A 15250-nucleotide genomic window follows, 5' to 3' on the forward strand; every position below is an offset into this window, starting at 1 on the left:
GCCTGCTCGCGAAGACGGCAGATCAGGTTGAGTGTCAAGCCGACTTGGCCATGATTAACCCACTCTCACTCGCCGCTTCCAACCGAATCGCCACAAACTTCGACGTCGGCGTATGGCTGCCATCCCCGACGCTTTCCAGCGGAACCAGCGGATTCACCTCTGGATAGTAGGCCGCCGCCTGCCCCGCGGGGATATCAAACGCCAACAGCGTAAACCCTTTGACCCGACGCTCGCGGCCATCATCCCAGATCGAAACGATGTCAGCCTTCTGCCCCGGCTTGAATCCCAGGCGAATGATGTCCGCCTCGTTCACAAACAAAACATCCCGTTGGCCTTTTACTCCGCGATAACGGTCATCGAGGCCATAAATGGTGGTGTTGTACTGATCATGGGAGCGCATCGACTGCATGATCAGGTCCGGCAACACACCCGTAGCCCGAGTGCGCTCGTGCACCAGATCCTTGGGCAGGATGTTCGGACGGAAATTGGCACGTCCCGACGCCGTGTTCCAGCGACGAGCACCGGCACTGTTGCCCAGGTAGAAGCCGCCCGGGTTCTTGACCTTCTCATTGAAGTCCCGGAACCCCGGGATGGTATCGGCGATCAGGTCGCGGATGCGGCCGTAATCGGCCACCAGCCAGTTCCAGTCCACCGGTTTGCTGCCCAGGGTCGCGGCGGCGATACCGGCGATGATCGCCGGTTCCGACCGCATCTGGTTCGACAGCGGTTGCAGCTGGCCATGGGAGGCGTGGACCATGCTGAACGAATCTTCCACGGTCACCGCTTGAGCGCCTTCGGTCTGGATATCGATGTCGGTACGGCCCAGGCACGGCAGGATCAGCGCTTCTTTACCATGAGCCAGATGGCTGCGGTTGAGCTTGGTACTGATCTGCACGGTGAGATCGCAATTGCTCAGGGCCTGGAAGGTACGAGCGCTGTCTGGCGTAGCCTGGGCGAAGTTGCCGCCCAGGCCGATGAATACTTTTGCACGGCCATCGGCCATGGCATGAATCGCCTCGACCACATTGTGGCCGTTCTTGCGCGGCACCTTGAACGGGAAGCGGCGCTCCAGAGCGTCGAGAAATGCCACCGACGGACATTCATTGATGCCCATGGTCCGGTCGCCTTGCACGTTACTGTGACCACGCACCGGGCACAGGCCGGCGCCGGGCCGGCCGATATTGCCGCGCAGCAACATCAGGTTGGCGATTTCCTGGATGGTCGACACCGAATGGCGATGCTGGGTGATGCCCATGGCCCAGCACATGATCACGTTCTTGCCCTTGACGTACATGCGCGCGGCTTGCTCGATCTCCACCAGGGTCAGGCCGGACTGCTCGACGATTTGCTCCCAGGACGTGTCGTCGATGGCCCCGAGGTACTCCAGTACGTTGACGCTGTGTTCATTGAGGAAGTCGTGATCGAACACGGCGGGTGCGCCAGCCTTCTGCGCATCGCGTTCCCATTGCAGCAGAAATTTCGCCATGCCACGCAGGATCGCCATGTCGCCACCAAGGGCCGGACGGAAGAACGCGGTGTTGGTCGGCTTGTCGCCGTTGGTGAGCATTTCGAACGGATGCTGGGGGTGCTGGAAACGTTCCAGGCCACGCTCTTTCAGCGGGTTGATGCAGACCACTTGTGCGCCGCGTTTCACCGCTTCGCGCAGCGGCTCGAGCATCCGTGGGTGGTTGGTGCCGGGGTTTTGGCCCCAGACGAAAATCGCATCGGCATGTTCGAAATCGTTGAACGTCACAGTGCCTTTGCCGACGCCGACACTTTGCGCCAGTGCCACACCGCTGGCCTCGTGGCACATGTTCGAGCAGTCAGGGAAATTATTGGTGCCATAGGCGCGCACGAACAATTGATAGAGAAAAGCCGCTTCGTTGCTGGCACGTCCCGAGGTGTAGAACTCGGCTTGATCGGGGCTCGACAAACCGCGCAGATGCTTGGCGATCAGGGCAAAGGCTGCGTCCCAGCTGATGGGTTGGTAGCGATCGGTTTCGGCGTTGTAGCTCATCGGCTCGGTCAGGCGGCCCTGATATTCAAGCCAGTAGTCGCTCTGTTCCAGTAGCGAGGTGACGCTGTGTCTGGCGAAGAATGCAGGGTCTACACGACGCTTGGTCGCTTCCCAGTTCACCGCTTTGGCGCCGTTCTCGCAGAACATTACCATGCCCTTTTCCGGGGAATCGCCCCACGCGCAACCGGGGCAGTCGAAACCGCCGTTCTGGTTGGTCTTGAGCATGATGCGCAAGTTCTTCAGCGCGTTATCGCTGGTCAACCACGCCTGGGCAACGCTGATCAGCGCGCCCCAGCCACCCGCCGGGCCTTTATAGGGCTTGTAGCGGGGGACGGGTTTCTGGTCGGCTTGACGGTGTAGGCTCACGCTTGATTCTCCAATGCGGGGCTGTAGACCCGCGGCGCACTTTTTTGCGGCAGGTGGATGAGATTGAGGTTATGGCGGCGGGCCCATTGCACGGCAAGGCCGGTGGGCGACGACAGGCTGACCAGGGTCTGGATGCCTGCGCGCAAGACTTTCTGGATCAATTCAAGGCTGCAACGGCTGGTGACAATCGCCAGGCCGCCAGTGGTCAGGATCTTTTGCCGGATCAAACCGCCGATCAGCTTGTCGAGGGCGTTGTGCCGGCCGATGTCTTCACGGCCCAGGAGCAATTCGCCCTTGGCGTTCATGAACACCGCCGCATGCACCGCGCCGCTATGCTGGCCCAGGGGCTGGAACGCGCCGATTCGCTGGCGCAGACCGTCAAGCCATTCCACTGGCGGCAATGGTGCGCCGGGCAAAATTTTCAGGTCGGGTAACGCTTGCTCCACCGCCTCCACACCGCAGAGCCCGCAACCGCTGGTGCCGGCCAGTTGACGACGTTGCTGCTTGAGATTCCAGAAGGCGCGGTTGGCGATGGTCACTTGCGCGTATTGCGCCGAGCCCGAGCCGCTGAGTTGCATGTCGTAGATGTCGCAGACGTCTTCGATGATGCCGCTGCCGAGGCTGAAGCCGACGATGAAGTCCTCCAGGTCCGTTGGCGTCACCAGCATCACTGCCTGGCTGATGCCGTTGTAGGCAATCGCCAGCGCGACTTCCTCGGCCAGCGCGGTGCTGTCCGAATCGGAGCTGTCCGTTTCGGTTTGACGAAGATTACTGTAACTGTAAGTCTGGCTGGCAGCGGGCGCGGGCGTTTCGAGGGCGGGCGCCGCGCAGACAGGGCGCTTGGCGTTCATGGCATCACCGACGGTTTGGTCAGCTTTAAGCCTATGCGCGTCAACTTGTCGCGTCTAATCGCTATTACTGATCTGCCGATAGATGGCGTCGATCAAGACGCTGTCGGCGATTTTTGATAGATCGCAAAACAAGCCTCTGCCAATGCCGAACGTGGCGCGCTGCGACGCATGATCAACCCCAGCTTGCCGAGGGTCTGTGCGTTTTCAATGGGCTGCAGGCGCAAATGATCCGTGAGGTTTTCCAGGCCGCCATCCAGCGGCATCACGGCGCAGCACAGGCCCCCGTGCACGGCTTGTATGAGTTGATGCACGGCGTCGGTCTGTAACAAGGGTTGCGGGGTCAGGCCGCGGCTATGGAAGTTGTGGTCGATGGACTGGCGGAAATGCATGCCGCTGGTGAGCATGCCCAGCGGCAATTCGATCAACGATTCCCAGCTCAACGCTGCTTCGCCGAAATTGTAGAAGCGTTGATCGTAGAGCAGGCCCATGCGGGTTTCGCTGAATGCCAGGGAATCGAAACGCTCCCCGTCCAGGCGTTCCAGGTATGAGACGCCGATGTCCAGGCGATTGTTCGCCAGTTGTTCGAGGATCTGTTCGGAGCTCAGGGACGAAAGTTCGAAGCGCAGGTTGGGGTGATCGGCGTGCAGCCGGTGCATCAGTGGCAGGGGATCGAAACTCGACAGCGGTACGACGCCCAGGCGCAGGGTACCGACCAGATTGCCGCGGCAGGCTGCGGCTTCGGCCTTCAGGCCGTCGCAGGCTGCCAGCACGGTGCGGGCCCAGGCCAGCACTCGCTCGCCCGGTGCGGTGAAGCCTTCGAAACGCTGGCCACGGTTGACCAAGGGCAGTTCGAGTTCTTCTTCAAGGCTGCGCAGGCGCATGGACAGGGTCGGTTGAGTGATGTGACAGCGCGCGGCGGCCTGGCCGAAATGTCGGGTTTCGTCGAGGGCGATGAGGAATTTCAGCTGTTTGATGTCCATCTTCGCTCCAGAGCGCGGTGAAGGTCCGGATTCTAGCAAGCGGCGTCATTGGTCGGGTGGCAATCGCGATTGACCGCCGTGGTCTAATCTTTTGCGTCTGGACACCCAATCCCAAGGAGAGAACACGATGAGCCTTTTCAGCTTTTTGAAAGATGCCGGTGAAAAAATCCTCGACGCGCTGACGCCCGACAAGGCCGAGGCCAACAGCGAAGCGTTGACCAAACACGTCAAGGATGCACTGACGGGAATCGACACTTCTAAAATCCAGGTGAAAGTCGAGGGCGAGAAAATCATTGCCACCGGCGAAGCCGCCAGTCAGGAAGAGAAAGAAAAAATCCTGCTGGCGCTCGGTAACGTGGCCGGTATCAGCGGTGTTGACGACCAGATCACGGTGACTGGACCCGTGGCGACGCCGGCGAAGTTTGTCACGGTCGAGAAAGGTGACACGCTCAGTGCCATTTCCAAGCGTGTGTATGGCGATCCGAACAAGTACCAGAAAATCTTCGAAGCCAACAAGCCGATGCTCAAGGATCCGAACAAGATCTATCCGGGGCAGTCGTTGCGGATTCCTGAGTAAGCTCAGGTCCGTGTGATGGCCTTCGCGGGCAAGCCACGCTCCTACAGGACACAAAGTGCGTACAACGCGCACCTGTAGGAGCGAGGCTTGCCCGCGAAGGGAGCGACCCGGTCTAAAGCCCTGCAATAAGCTCCCGATAATCCCCCACCGCCGCAAACTCAGCCGTGTCCTTGGGCCCTTTGCGACTGTCCGGCTCACTCACCGCCAACAGATGCGCCACACCAAAATCCCGCGCGCTGCGCAAGATCGGCAAGGTGTCGTCGATAAACAGACTGCGCGCCGGATCAAAACCGATATCCGCCTGCAAGGCATCCCAGAACTGCGGATTTTCCTTGGCGAAGCCGTAATCATGAGAACTGATCAACCGTTCGAAATACGGTGCCAGTTCAATTCTTTCCAGCTTCAGTGACAGTGAATCGCGGTGGGCATTGGTGATCAGCACCACGCGTTTGCCGGCCTGTTTGATCGCTGCCAGGAACGTGTCCGCGTCCGGTCGCAGGGCGATCAGGTGAGCGGTTTCCAGTTTAAGTTTGCGCACCGACAGTTTCAGCTCGGCGCTCCAGAAATCCAGGCAATACCACTGCAACTGGCCCGCATGGCGTTCGAAAAGCGGCTGCAATTCCATCTCGGCCATGGCCCGGCTTACCCCGTGCAGCTCGGCGTAGCGCTGGGGCAGGTGCTCCAGCCAGAAATGGTTGTCGAAGTGCAGGTCCAGCAGCGTGCCGTCCATATCCAGCAGAACGGTGTCGATGTCGTGCCAGGGCAGCAGGGACATAAAAAACTTCTCCAGCGGTAAAAAAGATATCCGGGGTAAACAATCAGGATAGGCCGGGTATAGTAACCCGCTATCACCCAGGAGCCGCTCATGCGCCAGAAACCCACCATCCTCGCCCGCGAGATCGTCGCCACCAGCCGTTTATTCTGCGTCGAAGAGTTGCAGTTGCGCTTTTCCAACGGCGTGGAGCGCACTTATGAACGACTGGTGGGCAAGGGTGCCGGGTATGGCGCGGTGATGATCGTGGCGATGCTGGATGCGGACCACGCGGTGCTGGTCGAAGAGTATTGCGGCGGCACCGATGAATACGAATTGTCCTTGCCCAAGGGCTTGATCGAGCCGGGCGAGGACGTGTTGGCGGCGGCCGAGCGTGAGCTCAAGGAAGAGGCCGGGTATGGCGCGCGGCAACTGGAGCATCTGACCGAGTTGTCGTTATCGCCCGGTTACATGAGCCAGAAGATCCAGGTGGTGCTGGCCACCGAACTGTATGAAGAGCGTCTTGAAGGCGACGAGCCTGAGCCAATGGGTGTGGAAAAGATCAACCTGCGCGAATTGTCGGCGTTGGCGCAGAATCCGCGATTCACCGAGGGCCGTGCCTTGGCGTCGCTGTACCTGGCCCGTGATCTGCTGACCCAGCGCGGAGTGTTTGTGCCATGAACTTCCCCCATCCGTTGATGGCGCCGGTGGTCGAGCTGGCATTGAAGGCAGGTGAATCGATCCTGCCGTTCTGGCGCACAGGCACTGCCGTGACCGCCAAGGCTGACGACTCGCCGGTCACTGCCGCAGACCTGGCCGCCCACCATTTGATTCTGGCCGGGCTGACCGCGCTGGATCCGACTATTCCAGTGTTGTCTGAAGAAGACGCCAACATCCCGCACAGTGTACGTGCCGGTTGGCAGCGCTGGTGGCTGGTGGACCCGCTGGACGGGACCAAGGAATTCATCGCCGGCAGCGAAGAATTTACCGTCAACATCGCGTTGATCGAGCAGGGGCGGGTGGTGTTTGGCGTGGTGTCGATGCCGACAAACGGGCGCTTTTATGTCGGTGGTGCTGGCCTCGGTGCGTGGCGCGGTGACAATGATGCCGAGCCGCTGCCGATTCAGGTTCGCACTGTTCCGGCACCGGGCGAAGCGTTCACCGTAGTCGCCAGTCGCCGGCATTCCAGCCCTGAGCAGGAACGCCTGTTGGCCGGGTTGAGTGGCAGTCTGGGTGAATTGCAACTGGCGAATATTGGCAGCTCGTTGAAGTTTTGTTTGTTGGCGGAAGGGGCTGCGGATTGTTATCCGCGTCTGGCGCCGACTTCGCAGTGGGACACGGCAGCCGCGCAAGGCGTGTTGGAAGGGGCGGGGGGTGAAGTGCTGGATTTGAGTGGTCAGCCGTTCTGCTATCCGGCGCGAGAGTCTCTACTGAATGAGTTTTTCCTGGCGCTGCCGGCGAAGGCTGCCTGGCGCGAAAAACTGTTGGAGCTGGCTCGGTCCTGAGCTGTGCAGGATATTGTGGCGAGGGAGCTTGATCCCGCTGGGTCGCGAAGCGGCCCCAAAGCCATTACGCAGTATCAACCCAGTTCTGTGCCTGATTGGCGCCTGCTGCGCAGCCGAGCGGGAGCAAGCTCCCTCGCCACAGGTTTTGGTTAGCCGGTTCTTACCGGTGCAGTACGTACTGCCCGGTAAACGTCACCGCATCCTCCTCACTCCCGGCATTCACTATCCTTGAATGCAGCGTCAACCTCGCCCGACCATAACGCTCATACATCGCCAAAAACTTCTTCCATACCGCCGCGCTCGGCGCCTGGCAAATCGCCGTGGCATCGCTGGTGACCGGCAGCGGGTAGCTGATGTGCCCTTCCTGAATCACGATATGCCCGTCCTCGACCCCGACTTCACGCAGGCGCAAATGCAGCCAGCCCCAACCGGCCAGCACCGCGCCGCAATACAGGCTGCCACCGAACATGGTGCTCTTGTGGTTGACGTTGGCTTCCAGCGGCAGGTGCAGTCGTAGTTGCTGGTCGTGCCAGTCGAGCACTTTGAGGCCCATGTCCCGCGTCAGGGGAATGTCGTGGTGAAGGATCGATTCCAGGTGACGACTGTCGCGGTTCATTTACGGGCCTCAGGCAGAAAGATGATGATTTGACGGTAGCTCAATCAAGTTCGTCGGCAGAGGGGTGGGCGCCGCTGTCGGCGAAGCTCAGCCCGTGCTTGCGCAGTTTGTCGTGCAGGGTTTTGCGTGGAATGCCCAGGGCTTCTGCGAGGCTGCGCACGGAGCTGTGAGAACGCCCCAGTTCGGCGGCAATCAGGCTCTTTTCGAAGTTCTCCACTTGCTCGCTGAGACCTCCGCTCACCACCTCTACCGTCCTGCCAGCGGCGCCGTCCGGCACGCTGTTGTCCAGGGCCAGTTCCAGGCCGAGTGCGAAGCGTTCGGCGGCGTTCTGCAGTTCGCGCACGTTACCCGGCCAGGTGTGGCGCAGCAGCACGGCGCGTTGTCCAGGCTGCAGTTCGTGGGGCGGCAAACCGTGGCGGGTACTGGCTTCATCGGCGAAATGCTGGAACAACACCAACGCATCCTCACCGCGTTCACGCAGCGGCGGAATACGCAACGGCGCGACGTTCAGGCGGTAATACAAGTCGGCACGGAAGCGCCCCTGGCCGGCGGACTGGCGCAGGTCTTCCTTGGTCGCAGCGATGATGCGGATGTCCAGCGGGATCAGCTGATTGCCGCCCAGGCGCTCGACCACTCGCTCCTGCAGCAAGCGCAGCAATTTCACCTGAACGTCCAGGCTCATGCTTTCGATTTCATCGAGGAATAGCGTGCCGCCGTTGGCAAATTCGAACTTGCCGATGCGGCGCTTCTGCGCGCCGGTGAAGGCGCCCGGCTCGTGGCCGAACAGCTCGCTTTCCACCACCGACTCGGCCAGGGCCCCGGCGTTGATCGCCACGAATGGACCGTTGCGTCGACTCGACAGGTCATGCAGCGCCCTGGCCACGACTTCTTTACCGGCACCGGTTTCGCCAAGAATCAGCACGTCGGCCTTGGTCGCCGCCAATGCGCCGATCTGTTCGCGCAGACGCAGCATCGGCGCCGACTGCCCGACCAGTCGCGCGCTCAGCTCATTGCGATCGCTCAGCGCCAGACGCAGGCTGCGGTTGTCCAGCACCAATCGGCGCAAGGCCAGCGCGCGACGTACGCTGTCGAGCAGCGCATCGCTGGCGAAGGGTTTTTCCAGAAAATCATAGGCTCCGGCGCGCATGGCTTGCACCGCCAGTGGTACATCGCCGTGACCGGTGATCAGCAGCACCGGCAGCTCCGGGTCCTGGGCGTGAAGCTCGGTCAGCAGTTCGATACCGTCCATGCCGGGCATACGGATGTCACTGACCACCACCCCTGGCCAGTCTCGCTCCAGTTGTCCGGCCAGACCCTTGGCTTCGCCCAGTGGCAGGATTTTCAGGCCGGCCAGATCCAGGGTCTGGCTCAGGGCCTGACGCAGATGCGGATCATCGTCGATCAACACGACCTGGATGCGGTTGTCGATGGTCATGCACTTCGGTCCTCGGACGGTTGCAGGCTCACGCCCGGTGCGCCTGGGCGCAGCTTCAGGGTAATCAGGGCGCCGCCTTCCTTGTGGTTGGAGAACGACAGTTCACCACCAAAGGCGCGCATCAGGGTTTCGCAGATCGCCAGTCCCAAGCCAAGCCCCTGGGTGCGGGTCTTGGTGGTATAGAAGGGCTCACTGGCGCGACCCAGTGCCTCCAGGCAGAACCCGGGGCCATTGTCGCGAATGTACAGGGTGACGCCGTCATCGGTGGATTGGGCACTCAACCAGAGTTTACGCGGTGGGCCTTTTTCCGTCAGGGCGTCGAGGGCATTGGCCAGTAGATTGCCGAGCACCTGGCGCAGACGGGTTTCCCCGGCCTCGACCCACAGCGTGGCAGCCGGCAGATCACGAATCAGTTCGACTTCCATGCTGCGTCGGCGCTTGGCCAGCAGCGCCAGGGCATCGTCCAGCGCCGGTTGCAGGGCGACACTTTCCGGCGCGTGGCGATCACGCCGGGCGAAGGCGCGCAGGTGAGCAATGATCGAGGCCATGCGCCCGGTCAGTTCGCTGATCAACTTGAGGTTGCCGCGGGCATCGTCGGTGCGCTGGTGATCGAGCAGGACTTCGGCGTTCTCCGCGTAACTGCGGATCGCTGCCAGCGGCTGATTGAGTTCGTGGCTGATGCTCGCCGACATCGTGCCAAGTGCCGACAACTTGCCAGCCTGCACCAGATCATCCTGGGCGCGGACCAGTTCCTGTTGGGCCTGTTCGCGCTCGAGCACTTCCTCTTTCAAGCGTCGGTTGAGGCCTTCCAGGTCGCTGGTCCGTTCGGCCACCCGGCCTTCCAGTTCGTGACGGGCCTTGGCTTCGAAAGCGATCCGCTCCAGGTAATGGCGCCGGCGCTGCATCATCAGGCCGAGCAGCAGCATCAACACCAGCAGTGTCGCGCCACCGATGGCGACCACGGTGCGCACCGGGCGATCGATCAGGGTCCGTGGCGCGAGAATATTGACGTTCCAGCCGGTTTCTTCGATCTGTTGTGTCTGGGTCAGCCAGGCGTCGGGGTTGAGATTCAGCGGTTTTGGATCGCGCGTCGGGTAGGGTTGGATCGCGATGATGGCCTTGCGCTCTTCTTCACTCAATGGACGGGTCGAGCGGAATCGCCATTCAGGCCGTGAAGTGAGAATGACAACGCCGTTATGGTCCGTCAGCAATAGTTGTTCCGGGGTTTTGCCCCAGAGGCTTTCGGTATGGTCCAGGTCAACCTTGACCACCAGCACGCCGAGAATTTTCTCGCCATTGCGCACTGCCGCGGCAAAGAAGTAACCGCGTTTGGCCGAGGTGGTACCCAGACCGAAAAAGCGTCCCAGCCGTCCGGCCATGGCTTCGCTGAAATAGGGCCTGAAGGAAAAGTTACGTCCGACGAAACTGTCGTGTTTATCCCAGTTGGACGCGGCCAGAGTCTTGCCCGTGGTGTCCATCAGGTACATGACTTCGGCACCGGTCTGGGCGCTGATGTTCTTCAACAGACGGTTGGCGTTGCCCTGGGTGACACCATCGTCGGGTGCGCCAAGGACGGCTCGCAGGGCCGGCAGTTCGCCGAGGATCTGCGGCAGTACTTCATACCGGTGCAAGGTGCCCAGCAGGTTGGCAACGTAGAGATCGAGGGTCTGACGGTTCTGCCCGGCCAGTTCGCTGCGGTAATAGCGCTCGGCCAGATGCTGCAGCGGCCACAGCAATGGCGCCAGGCACAGCGCGAGCAGTGCCAGGCTACGCCAACGAGGTCTGCGAGGGAGGGTCGAGGTCATCAGCATCAAACGCCTGTGGGTACAGGCGCATTATGCCTAGGCTTGCGGGCGCAGTCTGCGCACCGCGGGTCAGAAGTGTGCCCGGATGAAAATTCACACGGCGTTTCAGGAAAAGACGTCAGCGTCCTTGAAGAACGCGGCGGCCTGATCTTTGCCCGAATAGTCCAGTTGGTCATTGCGAGCCGTTGAAGGGGGTTGCGTATCGTCCCCGGCAGTGGCGATATAAGCGCCTAATAATTTTTCAGGGGTCGTTGTATGCCGCTCGCCACGTTGATTCATCGTGCCAGTTTGCCCAGCCCGCAAGTGTCCATGGAGCAAGCGCTGGCGCTGCTCGAAGAGCATTATGGGCTGAGCGGCAAGTTGCAGGCCCTCGGCAGCCAGCAGGACCTCAACTATCGCCTCGACAGTGACCAGGGGCGGTTCGTCCTGAAAATGTGCCGTGGCGATTATTCAGCGCTGGAGCTGCAGGCCCAGCATGCAGGGCTCAGGCATCTGGCTGAACATCCCGAAGTGCAGGTGCCACGGGTGATCCCTGGGAAAAACGGTGCAGACCTGCTGACCCTGGAAGTCGGCGGCCAATCGGTGCATGTGCGCCTGCTCGATTACATCGAAGGCCGGTCGCTCACGCACCTGGACCATCTGCCCGGATCGGTGGTGGCCGGGTTCGGACGGCTCTGCGGCGAAATGGATCTGGCGCTGGCCGGTTTCGACCATCCCGGCCTAGAACGCACGCTGCAATGGGACGCTCGCCATGCCAACGCATTGATCGCCCATTTGCTGCCGGTGATCAAGGACGACCAGCAACGGCGCCTTATCGCCGACGCGGCTGGACGCGCCGAGCGCCATTTACAGCCGCTTGTGGATAAGTTGCCGGTGCAGGCCATCCACATGGACATCACCGACGACAACGTGGTCTGGCAGCGGGATTCGCAGCGTCAATGGCAATTGCAGGGTGTGATCGATTTCGGCGACCTGGTTCGCACCTGGCGCATCACCGATCTGTCGGTGACGTGCGCGGCGCTGCTGCATCACGCCGGTGGTGATCCTTTCCATATCCTGCCGGCGGTCCAGGCCTATCACGCGGTCAACCCGTTGCAGCCTGCGGAGCTGCGGGCGTTGTGGCCGCTGATTGTCGCGCGGGCGGCGGTGCTGGTGCTCAGCGGCGAGCAGCAGATCAGTATCGATCCGGGGAATGAATACAGTCGCGACAACCTGACCCATGAGTGGGAAATTTTCCGCGTTGCCACGTCGGTGCCGCTGGAGCTGATGGAGGCGGCGATTCTTGCCGCGGTCGGTCAGAGCTTGCCGAGCATTGGCAGCGAAGGTTTCGCCCCGCTGCTGCCGAGCCTGGTGGGATGCGAATTTGCATTGATCGACCTGGGGGTTCTCAGCCCGCATTTCGAGGCTGGAAACTGGGAGCAGGAGGGCATCGATCAACGCCTGTTGAGCGAGGCGGCTGCGACTCACGGTCTGGCGGCCAGCCGTTATGGGCAATACCGACTGTCTCGTACCCGACCCGACAGCGCCACCGAGCCGGACACTTGCCCGTTGCACGTCGAGTTGCGCGTGCCCCAGGGCACGGCGGTGGAATCGCCGTTTGCCGGGATGGTTCATCAGCCGGCGCCAGGCGTGTTGCAACTGGACGGCCCGCAATTGAGCGTGCGGTTGTGGGGGGTGACGCCGTCGCTGCACACCGGTGCGGCGCTGGTCAAAGGCCAGGTGCTGGGCGCGGTCAGCGGGCCGTTGGTGGTGCAGCTGTGCCGCGGCACTTCGTTCGATGCTCCGCTATTTTGCACACCCTCGCGCGCCGCCGCCTGGCAAGCGTTGTGCCCATCGCCGGCGGTGTTGCTGGGGTTGGCCTGTGATGCGCAAGAGGAGCTTGATTCGCAGACCTTGCTGACGCGCCGAGAGGCCAGTTTCGCACGCACGCAAAAACACTATTACGTCGACCCGCCGCGCATTGAACGCGGCTGGCGCAATCACCTGATCGACATGCAGGGCCGGTCCTACCTCGACATGCTCAACAATGTCGCGGTGCTCGGCCACGGCCACCCGCGCATGGCCGCGGTGGCCAGCCGTCAGTGGTCACTGCTCAACACCAACTCGCGGTTCAACTATGCGGCGATTGCCGAGTTCTCCGAGCGCTTGCTGAAGCTGTCGCCGGACTCCATGGACCGGGTGTTCCTGGTCAACAGCGGCAGCGAAGCCAATGACCTGGCGATTCGCCTGGCATGGGCCTACAGCGGCGGGCGCGACATGCTCAGCGTGCTGGAAGCCTATCACGGCTGGACAGTGGGAGCGGACGCGGTCTCGACCTCGATTGCCGACAACCCCAAGGCGTTGAGCAGCCGCCCGGACTGGGTCCATCCGGTGACGGCGCCGAACATCTATCGCGGTGAATTCCGCGGCGCCGACAGCGCTCCGGAGTATGTGCGCAGCGTCGAACACAACCTGGCCAAAATCGCCGGGCAGAACCGTCAGCTCGCCGGTTTCATTTGCGAGCCGGTGTATGGCAACGCCGGCGGGATCTCGCTGCCGCCGGGCTACCTGAAACAGGTCTACGCGCTGGTTCGCGCTCAGGGCGGCGTGTGCATCGCCGACGAAGTTCAGGTCGGTTACGGGCGCATGGGCAAGTTCTTCTGGGGCTTCGAAGAGCAGGGCGTGGTGCCGGACATCATCACCATGGCCAAGGGCATGGGTAACGGCCAGCCGCTGGGCGCGGTCATCACCCGCCGGGAAATCGCCGAAGCGCTGGAGGCCGAGGGCTACTTCTTCTCCTCGGCCGGGGGCAGTCCGGTCAGTTGTCAGATTGGCATGGCGGTGCTGGATGTGATGGAAGAAGAAAAACTGTGGGAAAACGCTCAGGTCGTGGGTGGATATTTCAAAGAGCGTCTTGAGGCGCTGATCGATATTCATCCGCTGGTGGGTGCCGTACATGGTTCCGGTTTCTATCTGGGCGTCGAGTTGATTCGCAACCGTGAAACCCTGGAGCCGGCGACCGAAGAGACCACAGCGCTGTGTGATCGGCTCCGTGAGCTGGGGATTTTCATGCAGCCGACGGGTGATCACCTGAACATTCTCAAGATCAAACCGCCGATGGTTACCTCGCGCCGGAGTGTGGATTTCTTTGTCGATATGTTGGAGAAGGTACTCGCAGAGGGCCTGTAAACACATACCCACTGTGGGAGCGAGCCTGCTCGCGAAGGCGATCAACCATTCAATATATGTGTTGAATGACCCACCGCTTTCGCGAGCAGGCTCGCTCCCACACTCGACTTAAATTGGATTATTATCGGGTTAATAAACAAAAAATTTAGACGGATGGAAGATCGGCGCCTTTAAAAGCCGATATTTATCGGCTATAAAGTCGTCGTCGCCCACGGTGTGCCTCGTCACGCCCGGTCTTCCCATTTCTGTCATCGGTCGATGCCACACTCGACCCTCAAGCATTTGCTCAGGAGCCGATTCATGAGCCGTATCGTTACCGTCGCCGCTACCCAGATGGCTTGTTCCTGGGACCTCGAAGCCAACATCGAGACCGCCGAGAAGCTGGTCCGTGAGGCCGCGGCCAAAGGCGCGCAGATCATCCTGATTCAGGAGTTGTTCGAGGCTCCGTACTTCTGCCAGAAGCCCAACCCGGATTACTTGCAACTGGCCACGACTGTTGAAGACAACGTCGCCATCAAGCACTTCCAGAAAGTCGCCAGGGAACTGCAAGTGGTGTTGCCGATCAGCTTCTACGAGCTGGCCGGCCGCGCGCGGTTCAACAGCATCGCGATCATCGATGCCGACGGCAGCAACCTCGGAATTTATCGCAAAAGCCACATCCCGGACGGCCCTGGCTACCACGAAAAGTACTACTTCAATCCGGGCGATACCGGCTTCAAAGTCTGGAACACCCGTTACGCGAAAATCGGCGTGGGCATCTGCTGGGATCAGTGGTTCCCGGAGTGCGCGCGCAGCATGGCTTTGCAAGGCGCGGAAATCCTTTTCTACCCGACCGCCATCGGCAGCGAGCCACACGACAAGAGCATTTCCTCCCGTGACCATTGGCAGCGCGTTCAACAGGGCCATGCCGGCGCCAACCTGATGCCGCTGATCGCCAGTAACCGCATCGGCAACGAAGAGCAGGACGGCTACGACATCACGTTCTACGGCTCGTCGTTCATCGCCAACCAGTTTGGCGACAAAGTTCAAGAGCTCGACAAAACCGAAGAAGGTATTCTGGTGCACAGTTTCGACCTCGACGAGCTCGAGCACATTCGCAGCGCGTGGGGGTCGTTCCGTGATCGTCGCCCGAACCTGTACGGCGCGCTGAAAACCCTCGACGGTACCCTGGAGTCCTGA

12 protein-coding genes are annotated in these 15250 nt (G+C 61.2%); 5 read left to right on the forward strand and 7 right to left on the reverse strand.

Translation table 11 applies throughout. The features are described from left to right. Nucleotides 1-34: 34 nt before the first annotated feature. From ACA041_RS01190 to ACA041_RS01200, 3 genes are all read right to left on the reverse strand, one after another. On the reverse strand, nucleotides 35-2383 hold the full coding sequence (locus ACA041_RS01190) for an FdhF/YdeP family oxidoreductase (RefSeq protein WP_497439527.1): 2349 nt from the start codon (nucleotides 2381-2383) through the stop codon (nucleotides 35-37). Further along, entirely contained in the window at nucleotides 2380-3234 is an 855-nt protein-coding gene (gene fdhD, locus ACA041_RS01195) for a formate dehydrogenase accessory sulfurtransferase FdhD (protein ID WP_497439528.1), read from the reverse strand. The genes ACA041_RS01190 and fdhD overlap by 4 nt, the downstream gene beginning before the upstream one ends. A gap of 92 nt (nucleotides 3235-3326) precedes the next feature. Next, the gene (locus ACA041_RS01200; RefSeq protein WP_497439529.1) at nucleotides 3327-4214 is read right to left on the reverse strand and encodes a LysR family transcriptional regulator; all 888 of its coding nucleotides are present in this window, start codon (nucleotides 4212-4214) and stop codon (nucleotides 3327-3329) included. 127 nt (nucleotides 4215-4341) lie between these two features. Between ACA041_RS01200 and lysM the strand changes: the two genes are divergently transcribed. Continuing rightward, nucleotides 4342-4791, forward strand: a complete 450-nt coding sequence (lysM, locus tag ACA041_RS01205) for a peptidoglycan-binding protein LysM (RefSeq protein WP_497439530.1) — start codon at nucleotides 4342-4344, stop codon at nucleotides 4789-4791. 112 nt (nucleotides 4792-4903) lie between these two features. Here the strand turns inward: lysM and yrfG are convergent, their stop codons facing one another. Then, on the reverse strand, nucleotides 4904-5566 hold the full coding sequence (yrfG, locus tag ACA041_RS01210) for a GMP/IMP nucleotidase (RefSeq protein WP_497439531.1): 663 nt from the start codon (nucleotides 5564-5566) through the stop codon (nucleotides 4904-4906). Between the two features lie 90 nt (nucleotides 5567-5656). Here yrfG and nudE point away from each other — a divergent pair, with 90 nt between their 5' ends. Further along, a complete protein-coding gene (gene nudE, locus ACA041_RS01215; protein ID WP_497439532.1) occupies nucleotides 5657-6223 on the forward strand; it encodes an ADP compounds hydrolase NudE in 567 nt (188 codons plus the stop codon). Then, nucleotides 6220-7047 (forward strand): 3'(2'),5'-bisphosphate nucleotidase CysQ, encoded by an 828-nt coding sequence (cysQ, locus tag ACA041_RS01220; RefSeq protein WP_497439533.1) that lies wholly within the window; start codon nucleotides 6220-6222, stop codon nucleotides 7045-7047. Before nudE ends, cysQ begins: the two co-directional genes overlap by 4 nt. Nucleotides 7048-7207: 160 nt before the next feature. Here the strand turns inward: cysQ and ACA041_RS01225 are convergent, their stop codons facing one another. Genes ACA041_RS01225 through ACA041_RS01235 form a run of 3 tightly spaced genes read right to left on the reverse strand, consistent with a single transcriptional unit; the run spans nucleotide 7208 to nucleotide 10903 of the window. Continuing rightward, complete coding sequence (locus tag ACA041_RS01225) at nucleotides 7208-7663, reverse strand: thioesterase domain-containing protein (protein ID WP_497439534.1); 456 nt, start codon at nucleotides 7661-7663, stop codon at nucleotides 7208-7210. A gap of 40 nt (nucleotides 7664-7703) precedes the next feature. Beyond that, complete coding sequence (locus tag ACA041_RS01230) at nucleotides 7704-9098, reverse strand: sigma-54-dependent transcriptional regulator (RefSeq protein ID WP_497439535.1); 1395 nt, start codon at nucleotides 9096-9098, stop codon at nucleotides 7704-7706. Then, the gene (locus ACA041_RS01235) at nucleotides 9095-10903 is read right to left on the reverse strand and encodes a sensor histidine kinase (protein WP_497439536.1); all 1809 of its coding nucleotides are present in this window, start codon (nucleotides 10901-10903) and stop codon (nucleotides 9095-9097) included. The genes ACA041_RS01230 and ACA041_RS01235 overlap by 4 nt, the downstream gene beginning before the upstream one ends. 255 nt (nucleotides 10904-11158) lie before the next feature. Here ACA041_RS01235 and ACA041_RS01240 point away from each other — a divergent pair, with 255 nt between their 5' ends. Together ACA041_RS01240 and aguB are read left to right on the forward strand one after the other, a co-directional pair. Continuing rightward, nucleotides 11159-14071: an aminotransferase gene (locus tag ACA041_RS01240; protein WP_497439537.1), complete on the forward strand. Its 2913-nt coding sequence runs from the start codon at nucleotides 11159-11161 to the stop codon at nucleotides 14069-14071. A 300-nt stretch (nucleotides 14072-14371) separates the two neighbouring features. Further along, nucleotides 14372-15250: an N-carbamoylputrescine amidase gene (gene aguB / locus ACA041_RS01245; RefSeq protein ID WP_497439538.1), complete on the forward strand. Its 879-nt coding sequence runs from the start codon at nucleotides 14372-14374 to the stop codon at nucleotides 15248-15250.

The organism is Pseudomonas sp. LBUM1676 (genome assembly GCF_059695605.1).